General features: G+C 67.1%; 13 protein-coding genes. 5 read left to right on the top strand and 8 right to left on the bottom strand.

What is annotated here, in order from left to right; translation table 11 throughout:
* Window positions 1-23 precede the first annotated feature (23 nt).
* From ACZ1JS_RS15155 to ACZ1JS_RS15145, 3 genes are read left to right on the top strand one after another with little or no spacing between them, the layout of a single operon-like run.
* Window positions 24-800, top strand: a complete 777-nt coding sequence (locus tag ACZ1JS_RS15155; protein ID WP_465166790.1) for a hypothetical protein — start codon at window positions 24-26, stop codon at window positions 798-800.
* Window positions 797-1,999 carry a M48 family metallopeptidase gene (locus tag ACZ1JS_RS15150; RefSeq protein ID WP_465166789.1) on the top strand — a complete coding sequence of 401 codons (1,203 nt, stop codon included), beginning with the start codon at window positions 797-799 and terminating at the stop codon, window positions 1,997-1,999. The genes ACZ1JS_RS15155 and ACZ1JS_RS15150 overlap by 4 nt, the downstream gene beginning before the upstream one ends.
* Window positions 1,996-2,601: a hypothetical protein gene (locus ACZ1JS_RS15145; protein ID WP_465166788.1), complete on the top strand. Its 606-nt coding sequence runs from the start codon at window positions 1,996-1,998 to the stop codon at window positions 2,599-2,601. Before ACZ1JS_RS15150 ends, ACZ1JS_RS15145 begins: the two co-directional genes overlap by 4 nt.
* A gap of 150 nt (window positions 2,602-2,751) precedes the next feature.
* Here the strand turns inward: ACZ1JS_RS15145 and ACZ1JS_RS15140 are convergent, their stop codons facing one another.
* On the bottom strand, window positions 2,752-3,624 hold the full coding sequence (locus tag ACZ1JS_RS15140; RefSeq protein ID WP_465166787.1) for a DMT family transporter: 873 nt from the start codon (window positions 3,622-3,624) through the stop codon (window positions 2,752-2,754).
* Between the two features lie 94 nt (window positions 3,625-3,718).
* Here ACZ1JS_RS15140 and ACZ1JS_RS15135 point away from each other — a divergent pair, with 94 nt between their 5' ends.
* The gene (locus ACZ1JS_RS15135) at window positions 3,719-4,807 is read left to right on the top strand and encodes an alkene reductase (protein ID WP_465166786.1); all 1,089 of its coding nucleotides are present in this window, start codon (window positions 3,719-3,721) and stop codon (window positions 4,805-4,807) included.
* Between the two features lies 1 nt (window position 4,808).
* Here the strand turns inward: ACZ1JS_RS15135 and ACZ1JS_RS15130 are convergent, their stop codons facing one another.
* The 6 genes from ACZ1JS_RS15130 to ACZ1JS_RS15105 form a co-directional block, all read right to left on the bottom strand.
* Window positions 4,809-5,486, bottom strand: a complete 678-nt coding sequence (locus ACZ1JS_RS15130; protein WP_465166785.1) for a GIN domain-containing protein — start codon at window positions 5,484-5,486, stop codon at window positions 4,809-4,811.
* A 40-nt stretch (window positions 5,487-5,526) separates the two neighbouring features.
* Entirely contained in the window at window positions 5,527-5,991 is a 465-nt protein-coding gene (locus ACZ1JS_RS15125; RefSeq protein WP_465166784.1) for a GIN domain-containing protein, read from the bottom strand.
* Between the two features lie 118 nt (window positions 5,992-6,109).
* Window positions 6,110-6,643 carry a CarD family transcriptional regulator gene (locus ACZ1JS_RS15120; RefSeq protein ID WP_055757298.1) on the bottom strand — a complete coding sequence of 178 codons (534 nt, stop codon included), beginning with the start codon at window positions 6,641-6,643 and terminating at the stop codon, window positions 6,110-6,112.
* Between the two features lie 262 nt (window positions 6,644-6,905).
* Window positions 6,906-7,244 (bottom strand): ferredoxin FdxA, encoded by a 339-nt coding sequence (fdxA, locus tag ACZ1JS_RS15115; RefSeq protein WP_242118839.1) that lies wholly within the window; start codon window positions 7,242-7,244, stop codon window positions 6,906-6,908.
* A 39-nt stretch (window positions 7,245-7,283) separates the two neighbouring features.
* A complete protein-coding gene (locus ACZ1JS_RS15110) occupies window positions 7,284-7,607 on the bottom strand; it encodes an RNA-binding S4 domain-containing protein (protein WP_465166783.1) in 324 nt (107 codons plus the stop codon).
* Window positions 7,607-10,114 carry a helicase-related protein gene (locus tag ACZ1JS_RS15105; protein ID WP_465166782.1) on the bottom strand — a complete coding sequence of 836 codons (2,508 nt, stop codon included), beginning with the start codon at window positions 10,112-10,114 and terminating at the stop codon, window positions 7,607-7,609. Before ACZ1JS_RS15105 ends, ACZ1JS_RS15110 begins: the two co-directional genes overlap by 1 nt.
* Window positions 10,115-10,312: 198 nt before the next feature.
* On the opposite strand from ACZ1JS_RS15105, the gene ACZ1JS_RS15100 reads away from it, so the two are divergent.
* Window positions 10,313-11,764: a M23 family metallopeptidase gene (locus tag ACZ1JS_RS15100; protein ID WP_465166781.1), complete on the top strand. Its 1,452-nt coding sequence runs from the start codon at window positions 10,313-10,315 to the stop codon at window positions 11,762-11,764.
* Here the strand turns inward: ACZ1JS_RS15100 and ACZ1JS_RS15095 are convergent, their stop codons facing one another.
* The gene (locus ACZ1JS_RS15095; RefSeq protein ID WP_465166780.1) at window positions 11,765-13,378 is read right to left on the bottom strand and encodes an ATP-binding protein; all 1,614 of its coding nucleotides are present in this window, start codon (window positions 13,376-13,378) and stop codon (window positions 11,765-11,767) included.
* Window positions 13,379-13,429: the final 51 nt, after the last annotated feature.

Here is a 13,429-nt window from a genome sequence, read left to right as displayed (position 1 = left end):
CTTATATCGAGCTGGGGGGCTTCATGTACGTTGGTCGGATGCTGACCGTCGCGGTTGCGGCGGTGCTGTCGTTGGCGGTCGTGGACGCGGGTGCGCAGGAACGCACCGCGGCGAAGGCGGGGTTCGAACTGCCCGCCGGCAGCGGCAAGACGATCCTCGTCTTCCGCCCGACCGTATCGGTCGGGGCACAGTCGACCGGCGGCATGTTCGAACCCAATGGCGACTGGACCGAACAGGCGCGCAAGAACCTTGAAGCCGCACTTGCCGAACAGCAGCAGCGGCTGGGCAACAAGGTGATTTCCGCCCCTGAAAGCTATGGCGCCGATGCGCAGCTGGTCGCGGAATATGCCGCCCTGTTCGCGGCGGTGTCGCAGTCGGTCATCAACTACCAGTTCTTTCCCGGCAACCGCCTGCCGACCAAGAAGCGCGACAACAAGTCGAGCGTGTTCGACTGGACGCTGGGCAGCGGGATCGCCGCGTTGCCCGGTGCCAAGGATGCCGATTACGCGCTGTTCCTGTATAACAAGGACGCGTACGGATCGACCGGGCGCAAGATCCTGCAGGTCGTCGCGCTGCTCGGGCCGGGCATCAACGTCAAATCCGGCGAACATGCCGGCTATGCCGGGCTGGTCGACCTGAAGACCGGCGAACTGGTCTGGCTGAACGCCGACAATGCGATGGGCGGCGACGTGCGGACCCCGGAGGGGGCGCAGAAGCGGATCGGCCAGTTGCTCGAAGGAATCCCTGGCAGCACGGCCCCCGCCGCAGCGGCGACCCCGGTCAAGACCGCGGCGCGATGACCGCGTCCGCGCGCGGCGCGGCGGCGCTGGTCGCGCTGCTCGCCATCGCGGCAGCCCCGATCGGCAAGGCGCCGCCCCCGCCGCCCTATGCAGGCGTCTATCAACCGCAGGGCGTCGACGAGATCGGTGCATGGCGGGAGGCCGATGAGGACGAACGCGCGCTGGCCAACGCGCCCGAGGTGATCCGCGACGAGGCGTTGAACGGCTATGTGCGCGGGGTGCTGTGCGCGACGGTCGGCAAGGACCGATGCGCCGCGGCCCGCATCTATGTCCTGCGGGTACCGGTCTTCAACGCAAGCATGACTGCGAACGGCACGATGCGGGTGTTCAGCGGCCTGTTGCTCCGCGTGCGTAACGAGGCGGAACTGGGCGCGATCCTCGGTCATGAGTTCGGCCATTTCGAACGCCGCCATTCGCTGGAACGGTTCAAGGCGCAGCGGACCGGCACCGATCTGCTGAGCTGGGCAGCGGTGCTGGCATCGATGGCACCAGGCTATCAGGCGCGCGCCGGGTACAACACCATGCGCTGGTCGGTGTACGGCCAACTTTACCACTATGACCGCGATCAGGAGCGCGAGGCCGATCTGCTGGGTCTCGGCTATCTGAACGTCGGGACGCTGCGGCCACAGGCGGCGGCCAGCGTCTGGCACAACGTCATGGCAGAGGTCGAGGCGTCGTCGCGCGCGCGCGGGCTGTCGAAGCCGCGCTACGACCTGTTCGCCTTTTCGGCGTCGCATCCGCCGAGCGCCGAACGGGCCGCAACGATGGAAGCGCTCGCCGATCCGCAGGGGGATGGCCGCGACGATGGCGCAGATCGCTATGCGAAGGCGCTAACACCATGGCTGCCGACCTTCCTCGACGATCAGATCAAGCTGAACGATTTCGGCGCCAGCGACTATCTGATCGCGATGCTGGCCGAATCGGGCTGGACCCCGCGGCTGTGGCTGGCGCGGGGCGACCTGTACCGGGCGCGCGGCAATCCGCGCGACCTGGTCAACGCCGCCGAATTCTACGCCAACGCCATCGCCGCCGACGCCGCGCTGGCAGATGCCTATCGCGGCCTGGGTCTGTCGCTGCTCAAGACCGGCCGGCCGAGCGAGGGGCGCACCGCGCTGCGTCGCTATCTGCACCTGAAACCCGATGCGCCGGATGCGGGCATGATCGCCATGCTCGCCCCGGCCGAACCCGTGGAGCCATGACCATGTCCGTCCGCCGCCTGCGCCGCACCGCGCTGCTATTCGCCGCCGTCACGATGATCGCGACTCCGGTCGCCGCCAATGGCTATCGCGAGAAGGGAAAGCCGGTCGTGATCGCCGGATCGACCCTCCGGGTAACGCCACCGCGCGACTGGAACCTGCTGTCGATCCGCCCGGGCAAGAAGGCGGAGACGTGGACGCTGGACGGCGAGCAGCTCAACGACGTCACCTGGTATGCCGGCATCGCGGCCGACGAGCCGCTGGTCCGCGAAACCAGCCGCAAGCAGAAACCGCTGCCGAAGCTGAAGCAATCGACGCTACTGGTCGAGATCCCCGAACTGCTCGAGACCACCTATCGCACCGAACGGCAGATCGGCGATTTCCAGGTCACCGGTTCGGCACCGGACCCGTTCCTCGGCCAACCCGGTATCCGCTTCAGCTACAGCTATGTCGACAGCGACCACCTGCCGCGCCGGGGCGAGGCGCGCGCGACGCTGATCGGCGGCAAGCTGTACATGGCGACCTTCGACGCGCCGCGGACGCATTTCTTCGACCGGTCGCTGAATGATTTCCGCGCGCTGACCGATACGGCGACCTTGTCCTGATTAAAGCGGTTTCCGATCGGGTTGGATCACCGGCACGGACGTGAGTTCGGTTCGGGGCGAGACGCAACGCTGCCCCGAGCCGAAATCACCCGCCGCGTCAGCGGTCGCTAGTAGGGCGATGACGGTGGTTCAAGCTGGTCGAAAACCGCTCTATGGCGTGGGTGCCCGCCGCGCGCTGACCATCGCCAGCGCGGCGGCGACCAGCACCGCACCCACCGCATCGAGCATGGTCAGCCGCTCGCCATAGGCCGCCCAGCCGATCGTCGCGCCCACCAGCGGCTGGACCAGCAGCGCAAGGCCGACGACCAGCGGGCTGAGATGGCCAAGCGCATAGATCATCAGCCCCTGCCCGGCGATCTGGCTGACCAGCGCCAGCGCCAGCAGCGGCCCCCATTTGGTCGGCAGGATCGTTTCGCCCAGTGCCATCGCCAGCAATAACAGCGGCAGCACGCTGGCGATGCTCGACAGCGCCAGCGCGGGTACCGGTGCCATGGTCTGGCGGACGCGGCGCATCGCGATGAAATAGACCGCGTACAGCACGCCGGCGAGCACGCAGAACAGGTCGCCGGCCAAATGGCGCGACGACAATTCGGCCGAACGGCCGAGCAGCAGCACCCCGCCGACCGCCGCCAGCAGCAGCGCCCCGCCCTGCGCGCGGGTCGGCCAGCGGCGCATCGCGAAGAAGCCGTAGATGGGGAAGATCAGCACCGCGCAATTGCCGAACAGCGTCGCGTTGGCGAGGGTCGTGCGCAATATGCCGATATGCCATGCGCCGAGATCGACGGCGAAGGCGACGCCACCGATCAGCAGCGGCACCAAGATCGACCCCGCCCGCCCCAACGCACGTCGATCGCTCCACAAAGCGGCGATAACCAGCACCGGCAACGCCAGCGCGATCCGCCAGAAGGCGGCGGCCACCGGCCCGGTATCGGCGAGCCGCACGAACCACGGCCCGAATGCCAGCGCGACATTGGCGGCGATGACGGCGGCAATTGCGCGACGCGGTGTTCTTGGGTGCGGCATAATTTTTGTTTCAGGCGTTACCGGCTGCATGCCGCCCCCTACCCCCCTATCTTTGCGGCGTCGCCTGAAATTAGAGTTTCGTGGAGTTTACCCTATGCCGACCCTGTTCGATCCGATCACACTGGGGGACATCGAAGCGCCCAACCGCGTGCTGATGGCGCCGCTGACCCGTGGTCGGGGCACGCGCGAGCATGTGCCGACCGCGATCATGGCCGATTATTATGCGCAGCGTGCCTCGGCCGGGCTGCTGATTTCGGAAGGAACCGGGATCAGCCGCGAAGGGCTGGGCTGGCCGTTCGCGCCGGGACTGTGGACCGACGAGCAGGTCGAGGCGTGGAAGCCCGTCACCGACGCCGTGCACCGCGCCGGCGGCCGGATCGTCACCCAGCTATGGCATATGGGCCGGGTGGTGCATCCCGACTTTCTGGACGGTGCCGCCCCGCTGTCGTCGTCGGCGACGACCGCACCGGGACAGGCGCATACCTATGACGGGAAGAAGCCGTACGAGGCCGCGCGCGCCGCGACGCTCGACGACATCGCCCGGGTGCTCGACGATTATTCGCGCGCCGCGCGCAATGCGAAGGCCGCCGGGTTCGACGGCGTGCAACTGCACGCCGCCAATGGCTATCTGATCGACCAGTTCCTGCGCGACGGGGCCAACCATCGCGACGATGCCTATGGCGGATCGCCCGAAAACCGCATCCGGCTGCTGAGCGAAGTCGTCGACCGGCTGATCGCCGAAGTCGGTGCCGGGCGGACTTCGGTGCGCTTCTCGCCCAATGGCGATACGCAGGGGGTGATCGACAGCGATCCGGCATCGGTGTTCGTACCCGCCGCGAAGCTGCTGTCGGACAAGGGCATTGCCTTCCTCGAACTGCGCGAACCCGGCCCCAATGGTACCTTCGGCAGCGCCACCCAGCCGCGCGTGTCGCCCGAAATCCGCAAGGTCTTTGCCGGTCCGCTGGTGCTGAACCAGGATTATCGCGGCGACACTGCGCAGGCCGAACTCGATGCCGGCATTGCCGACGCCATCGCCTTCGGCCGGCCGTTCCTTGCCAATCCCGATCTGCCGCAGCGGTTGCAGGCCGGGGCCGAGCTCAATGCCGACAATATGGCGACCTGGTATTCGCGTGGGCCGGAAGGCTATACCGACTATCCGACGCTGGAGCGTGAAGCGGCGTAAATCAGCCGCAGCGGATCGTCGCGGTGCCGCGGGTGCGGCATTGCGGCGATCCCGCAACGGTGACGGCGCCGGCCCCGGTTGCCGTCACATCGGCGGTGTAGCGCGCGCGGTAGCGCCCACCGCCGCTTCCTTCGCTGCGAACCTGCAACGCATCGATCGTCAGCGCATCGGCATCGATCGTGCCGGGGCCGTTGATCGTGAACCGGCCCTGCCCGCTTTTGCCCGCCAGGGTCATCGTTCCGGCACCGATCAGCGTCGCCTGGACCGATCCACTGTCCAGCGATCCGATGCGAATCATACCATCGCCGGTCAGCGCCAGATCGACGCGGGCGGCGGTGGTCCGTTCGACCTCGATCCTACCCGCCCCGCGCAGCGCCACGGCGGCAAGTCGGTCGCTGCGTAGCTCGATCACCGGCGCGGCGCCGGTGGCGGCGATCGGTCGCCCCCGATCGTCACGTGCCGGCACGACGACCAGCGTCTGCCCCTCGACCCGGACCTGTACCGTCGCGATCGCTGCCGGCTCTCCGACGATCCGGTTGGTCGCGGACGGCTCCGCCATGACCCGCACGGTGAAAGGGCCGTCGACGCGGATGCGATCATATCCGGTCAGCATCAGGCGCGTTTCGGCGGGCGGGAAAGCCGGTGCCGCCAGTGCGAGCGCGATCAGTGTGGCGAACATACCACCTATATCCTGCACCGCCGCCGGACGGGCAATTCGGTCAGCCGCAGTCGACGGTGCCGGTAACGGTCAATGCGGCGCGGTCGCCGCGCACCTGCCCGATCGTCATGTCGCCCGATCCGCTCAAGGTTGCGGCGAAGTTTTCGCCGGTCCGGTCGATACTGATATCGCCCGATCCGGCCAGCGCCGCCGCAGCGATGGTCGGCATGGTGACGCGGATGCGCGCACCGTCATCGCCTTTGCCCCAAAAATTCCCGCTCTTTCGGCCAATCTTCAGCATGTCGCCGTCGCGACGGATCTCGAGGCCTTCCTTCGCGGCCTCGGTCCCCTCGACCTGTATAGCGAAGGCGGGTCCCTGAACGATCTCGACCTCGTCGCTGCTCGACAATGTCACGCCGGTGAAGTCACGCAGGGCGGCATCGTTGCTCGGCTGCGCATCCCGCTCGCCATTGTTGCCCGCGCTACAGGCCGCCAATCCCAACGTCGCTGCCAGCATCCACCGCATCGCTACCTCCCGTGTATTAGTGATACCATACACCAAGGCGGATCGAAGTGCCAGCGCGACCAACGAAAAAGGGGCGACCGTTTCCGGCCGCCCCTGTTCGATCGGACCGATCGACCATTCAGGCCGCGGTCTTTTCCTTGTTATAGATCGCCGCGGCATCGCGCAGGATTTCAATGATCCGCTCCAGTGCCTTCGGTTCGTCGACCTGTTCCATCGCCGCGAGTTCGCGTGCGAGGCGGCTGGCCGCCGCTTCGAAAATCTGGCGTTCGGAATAGCTCTGCTCGGGCTGGTCGTCGGCCCGGAACAGGTCGCGGACCACTTCGGCGATCGACACCAGGTCTCCCGAATTGATCTTCGCTTCATATTCCTGCGCGCGGCGCGACCACATGGTCCGCTTGACCTTGGGCTTTCCCTTCAGCGTTTCCATCGCCTCGCGCATCGTCTTGTCCGACGACAGCTTGCGCATGCCGACGCTTTCCGCCTTGTTGGTCGGAACGCGCAGCGTCATCCGCTCCTTTTCGAAGCGCAGCACATAGAGTTCGAGTTGCATGCCAGCGATTTCGCTACGCTGGAGTTCGATCACACGGCCGACGCCGTGCTTGGGGTAAACGACATAATCGCCGACATCGAAGGACAATGCCTTGGCAGCCATTGGTAACCTTTCCGTGGTCGTCGTTCCGATGCCATCGTCCTCCGCCAATCGCTGTTCGAACGGCGGCTGGCGGGGTGGTCAGGGAACGTTGCTAAAGGTGATCTCCGGGCGGGGCATGAAAGTTTTGCCTCCGTCTCGTCAGTCTATAACATCTTGGTAAGAAAATTACCAGTGCAAAGCCGCGCGGCCGGAACCGCGCGTGCGGACCGGCCGTGGTTCCACGTGAAACGATTTGGGACAGCCGGTTGAACCGGCCGATCGATCAGTCGCCCGCGCCGGGTTCGGGCGAGAAATGCTCGATCTTGTTCTCGACACCCTTCCACTTGTCGGCATCGGGCGGGGTCTGGTTGGCGTTGCGGGTGACGTTAGGCCACTGCGCCGAATAGGTATTGTTCAGTTCGAGCCACTGTTCCAGCCCGCTTTCGGTGTCGGGCAGGATCGCTTCGGCCGGACATTCGGGTTCGCAGACGCCGCAGTCGATGCATTCGCTGGGATTGATGACGAGCATGTTCTCGCCTTCATAGAAGCAGTCGACCGGGCACACTTCGACGCAGTCCATATATTTGCAGCGGATGCAGGCGTCGGTGACGACGTAGGTCATGGGTCGAACAAGCTCCGGGAAAATCGAATCGAACCCGCGTTATGCCGGGTCTTCGCCTCCGTCAACGGGGGCGGCACCCGTCGGTTCCAGCCGAGTGTAGAGTGTCGCCGCTTCGGCAGGTGGTCCGCGTCGATTGGGCAATGCGTCGACCCGTAGGATCTGCACCCGGCCGTTGTGGGGAAAGGCGATGACCATGCCGACCCGGACCGGGCAATGGGCGCGATCGATGCGACGCCCGTCGATCCGCAACAGACCCTTGATCGCGATCGCCTGCGCCGCGCTGCGTGTCTTGGCGAAACGGGCATACCACAGGAACATGTCCAGCCGCATCTGCGGCACATGCTCGGCGGCCGGCGTCGCCATCAACGGCGGAACTCGATGTCGGCAAGCGCGGCGAAGGCATTGCCCGGACGCGGCCGGGGCGGCTGGACCGGCGGCGGACCGCGCCGACGCGGCGGATGCCAGCGCCATTGCGGCGCGTCGCCTTCACCACCGATCGGGCGAAAGCCGAGATGCGCCATCATCCGGGCAATCGTCTCCGCCTTCAGCCCGATCGAAGTCGCCAGCGCCGGATCAGGCGCGAACGGCGCATTGCCCTGTCGCGCATCATGCGCAGCCCGCGCGAGTCGTTCGACCAGATCGACGCGCACTGCCTGCGGACCGAAGCGACGATAGCCCCACGCCCCCTGCCCCGCCGGCAACACCGTCGCCGCATTGGGGGCGAGCGGTTCGATCGCGTGGCCGTCGCGCGCCGCCAGCAATGCCGCCCGCCACCGCGCCGCCGCCGGTTTGAACAGACGTGCATCGAACAGGTCGAGCGTCCCGATCGCCACGCCCGCCTTGCGCAAGCGGCGCCGGTCGTCACCGGTCAGGGGTACCAGCATCGCTTCGAACCCGTCGCGGGGCGCGATGCCGCCGACTTCGGTCAGCGCCGCCGCCACCGCGCGCAACGCCCCGCCCGCCGCCGGGTCGCGTGCCAGTGCGGCAAGCGCGCCCAGTGTCGGGGCGCGCTTCGTCAGGTCGCCCTGGATCCACGCCGCCAGCCGCTCCCGCACCTGCCCCTGCGCCGCGCGATCGAGCACCTGCAGGCTGCGGTCGAGGGTCACGACCGGTCGGTCGAGCGTCGTCCCACCGGTCAGCGTCGCCACCTCCAGCCCGTTCCACGTCAGCGCCGGCGCCGTGCCGGGTTCCGCGACCAGCGCCAGTTCGGCATCGCCCGCGACCGCCAGTTCGGCACCCCGCTTGCGCAATTCGGCGGCCAGCCCCTTTTCGGCGGCAGCGATCAACAGGCGTTTGTCGGCGACCCTGGTATCGGGCGACACCTCGAACCGGAACCCGGTGAGCCGGCCGAGAAGGTGACCATCGACGCTGACCGCGCCATCGACGGCGACATCGACCGGCAGGTCAGCCGCACCCGCCCCGATCCGCCGGAGCAGCAAGGTCGTCCGCTGATCGACGAAGCGTTGACGCAACCGGTCGTGCAGCGCATCCGACAGCTTCTCTTCGACCGCGCGCGTCCGCGCCGCCCAATGTTCGGGGTCGAGCAGCCAGTCGGCGCGATGGGCGATATAGGCCCAGCTGCGCGCCGCCGCGATCCGTCCGGCGATCGTCTCGACATCGCCATTCATCTGATCGAGCCGCTGCAGTTCGTCGGCGAACCATTGGTGCGGGATATGCCCCGCCCCTTCGCTCAAATGGCCGAAGATGCGCCCGACGAAGCGGCTGTGCGGGTCGGGGCCAAGCTTGCGGAAATCAGGCACCCCGCACGCCGCCCAGAGCCGGCGGACCATGACCGGCGTGCGGGTCCGCGCCCGGACCCAATCTTCCTCGGCAAGCCGCTTCAGCACGATCAGGTCGATCGCCTCGGGCGCGGCGGTCAGCACCGGATCGGTCGGCCGTTCGGACAGGCTGTCGATCAGCGCGTCGATGCTGGAGAAATCGGGTTCGCCGCGCCGCCAGTACAGGCGTTCGAGCGGGGGGACGTGATGCCCCTCGATCGCGATCACTTCTTCGGGGGTGAAGGCGTTCGGTCCTTCCTCGACCAGCGCGCCGAACGTTCCGTCGCGGTGATGGCGCCCCGCCCGCCCCGCGATCTGCGCCATTTCGGCGATGGTCAGCCGCCGCTGCCGCCGCCCGTCGAACTTGCGCAGCGAGGCAAAGGCGACATGCGCGACATCAAGATTCAGCCCCATGCCGATCGCATCGGTCGCAACAAGGTAATCGACCTCGCCCGACTGGAACATTTCGACCTGCGCATTGCGGGTCCGTGGCGACAGCGCGCCCATCACCACCGCCGCCCCGCCGCGCATCCGGCGGATCGCCTCGGCCACGGCATAGACTTCTTCCGAAGAGAAGGCGACGATCGCCGACCGGCGTGGCAGGCGCGACAATTTCCGCGCGCCGGCATAACTCAGCGTCGAGAAACGCGGGCGCGAGATCATCTCGGCATCCTTGACCAACGCCCGCACCATCGGCCGCAGCGAATCGGACCCGAGGATCATCGTCTCCTCCCGCCCGCGTGCGCGCAGCAGCCGGTCGGTGAAGACATGGCCACGTTCGGGATCGGCGCCCAATTGCGCCTCGTCGAGCGCGACGAACGCCGTCTCACGCTCCAGCGGCATCGATTCGGCGGTACACAGGAACCAGCGCGCCTTGGGCGGGACGATGCGTTCCTCGCCCGTGACCAGCGCGACATTCTCGACGCCCTTCAGCGCGACGACCCGGTCGTAATTCTCGCGCGCCAGCAGCCGCAGCGGAAATCCGATCATCCCCGACGCGTGACCGCACATCCGCTCGATCGCGAGATAGGTCTTGCCGGTATTGGTCGGCCCCAGCACAGCAGTGACCGGGCTACGCGCGAACTGGCTCATCCCCTGCAACATCGGGACTGTCGCGGCACGACGCAACGGCTTTTGACAGTTCCACGACCTGCTTTCGTCCCGGCGCTGGTCGACCACGCCCTGCCGCAGCTTCGGCCTGCGCCAACGATGGTTCATTTGACTTTAAATCTTTGGCTTCACAGGGGCATTGGAACGGGCCAAGCCGGACGGCCGAAACTGGGGCTACAAATGTTCCTGCGTACCGATGAAGGACTGGAACTCGCCGGCGGCACCAGCGCGCTGCGCTTCGGTCGCGCGCCGGTCATCGCCGCGCCCGCAGCCGCATGGCGTGGGCGGATCGATTCGTTCGACTGGACCCCCGACCTCGGCGCCGACATCGGGTCGCGCGACTGGTGGCGCGGACTGGCCAGCTGTACCGCGCTGTGCGGCGCGGTATGGATGTTGTCGCCCGGCTTCGATCGTCCGATCTACAGCGCCGTCCCCGCCGCGCTCGACGGCAGCGCACTCGACGAAGCCCGCAGCCTTTCGTTCGGTGCCAGCGCGCTGGGCGGCACGAGCGGCATGCGTCTTGCCGCGACGTCGCGGGTCCGTCCGCTAGCCAACACCCCCGAACGCCCGATCGTGGAAGCGACCGCGACGCTCGGCAGCGGCGTCGCCGGCGCTCTGCAACGCACCGGCGTCGGCGCGAGCGAAGCGCAGCACGTCGCGGCGATGATCGCCAGCCGCGTCGATCCCGCCGAACTCATGCCCGGCACCCGGCTCGACATCACGCTCGGACGGCGCGAGACGCCGAGCCTGCCGCGACCGCTCGAACGGCTCGCCTTCCGTGCCAAATTCGATCTGGCGCTCGAAGTCGTCCGCGAAGGCGGCACGTTGCGCCTCGATGCCCGGCCGATCGCCATCGACCACACGCCGCTGCGTATCCAGGGGCGCGTCGGTGCCAGCCTGTATCGTGCCGCGCGCGCCGCCGGTGCGCCGGCCAAGGCAGTCGAATCCTATATCCGCACCGTCTCCGGCCTCGTGCCGATGGGCCAGGTCGGACAGGATGATCGTTTCGACCTGATCGTCGAACAGGCCCGCGCCGCCACCGGCGAGGTCCAGCTCGGCCAGCTCCTCTATGCCGGGCTGGAAGGACGCCGCGACGTCCGGCTCGTCCGCTGGCAGGATGGCAGCCGCACCGAATGGCTCGATCCCAAGGGGATCGGCGAGCGCAAGGGATCGATGATCTGGCCGGTCGCCGCGCGCATCTCCTCGAATTTCGGCTGGCGCGTCCATCCGGTGCTCGGCTTCAAGCGCCTGCACAAGGGCATGGACTTCGCCGCCGCCTATGGCAGCCCGATTCGCGCCACCACCGACGGTCGCGTCGCGATCGCCGGACGGTATGGCGGCTATGGCAATTTCGTGAAACTCGACCATGGCGGCGGCCTCGCCACCGGCTATGGCCATATGAGCCGGATCGTCGTCGCCCCCGGCACCCGCGTCACGCGCGGTCAGGTGATCGGCTATGTCGGATCGACCGGCCTGTCGACCGGGCCGCATCTTCATTACGAACTGTGGAAGAACGGCGTGGCGGTCAATCCGCGCTCGGTCGCCTTCGCCACGGTGCAGCGCTTGCAGGGCGAGGAGCTCAGACGCTTCCGGGCGCTGGTCGGTCGCCTGATGGGCGTCACCGCACGCTGATCAGCGTCCCGTGCGCCAGCGGCGGATGGTGCGTTCGACCATCGCCTCCTCGCCCCCCGATTCCTGCCACAGCGACGTGAACGACGGCGAACCCGATGCCGGGCACCGTTCGGCCTCCAGCGGATCGAACGCGACGCGGATCGGCGTCGTCACGCCTTCGCCGACGATGATGCATTCGCGGTTGCGCAGCGCGGGGATCGCGTCGAGAAAGCCGCGCGCATCTTCGGGCATCGCCGCGCGCACGAACGCCTGGTCGCGTTCGTTGTTAAGCCGCATGGTCAGGATCGTTCCGCATTGCGACAACACCCCTTCGGCAAGGTCCGAGGGCCGCTGCGTGATCAGCCCCAGCGACACGCCATATTTGCGCCCTTCCTTGGCAATCCGACTGAGAATGTTCGCCGCTGCCGAATTGGTCCCCGACCGTTCGTTCGGCACGTACCGATGCGCTTCCTCGCAGACGAGCAGCACCGGCCGCGATGCTTCGCCGCGCGACCACAGCGCGAAATCGAACACCAACCGGCTCAGTACCGCGACCACGACCGAGGTGATTTCGGACGGTACGCCCGACACGTCGATGATCGAGATCGGCTTGCCCTGCGCCGGCAGCCGGAACACGCGCTTGACGAACGCCGCCATCGTATCGGCGACCAGCATGCCCGAAAACATGAAGCTGTAGCGGGGATCGCCGCGCAGTTCCTCGATCCGTGCCTTCAGCCGCAGGAACGGTGCATTGTCGCTGGCACGGTCGAGCCTCGCCATCTCTGCCTGAACGATGTTCGACAGGTCGGTCAGCAGATAGGGGATCGGCGTGTCGACAGTCAGTCGCGTGACCTCCTGCGCCATGCGGCTCTTGCCCTTTGCGGCAAGCAGGCAGCGGGCGAGGATATCCGCCTCCACCTGCCGCGCCGCACCGCCGGGTGACAGCAGGATATCGCAATGTTCCTGGAAATTGAGCAACCAATAGGGAAGCTGCAGGTTCGTCACGTCCAGCAATTCCCCGGTATCGGCGAACGCCGCGCCATATTCGCCATGCGGGTCGATCACGACGATATGTCCGTGCGGACTGGCTTCGCAGATCCGGTGCAGGATCAGCGCTGCAGAGGTCGATTTGCCGGTACCGGTCGATCCGACCAGCGCGAAATGCTTGCCGAGCAGCGCATCGACATACAAGGCAGCCTGGAGATCGGGCGCCATATGGACGCGGCCGACGGTGATGTGTGGCCGGTCCTGCTTGGCATAGATTTGCCGCAGCGCATCGCGCGTCACCGGATAGACCGGGCTTCCCGGCAAGGGATAGCGTGTCACGCCCCGTCGAAAGCCGCGCAGTCCCTGCGTCGGTTCGGGCTGATAGGCCTCCCCCATCAAATCGACATTGGCGACCAGGTTGATACCGTCATCGGCAAGGCGGATCGATCGGATGGCGGCGACGATCCACATCCGGCCGACCTGCATCGTTACCAGCGAGCCCACCTGCCCGACCTGCCCGGCCGGATCTTCGGGGTCGCTCGCCAGCGCTTGCAGCACCGGCAAATCGAGCAACAGCCGGCTCGACGCGCCGGCGATATCGAGCAGAACCCCGATCGGTCCCGCCATATCGGTCGATTTGGCCGCCATGGAAACGGACGATGGCGGGCAGGTATGAAGCGTCATGTCCGCCAAGATATT

The sequence above is a fragment of the Sphingomonas sp. BL-S-05 genome, from assembly GCF_055521695.1.
Note: the sequence above shows the minus strand (reverse complement) of the source record. Positions and strands in the feature narration are given on the sequence as shown.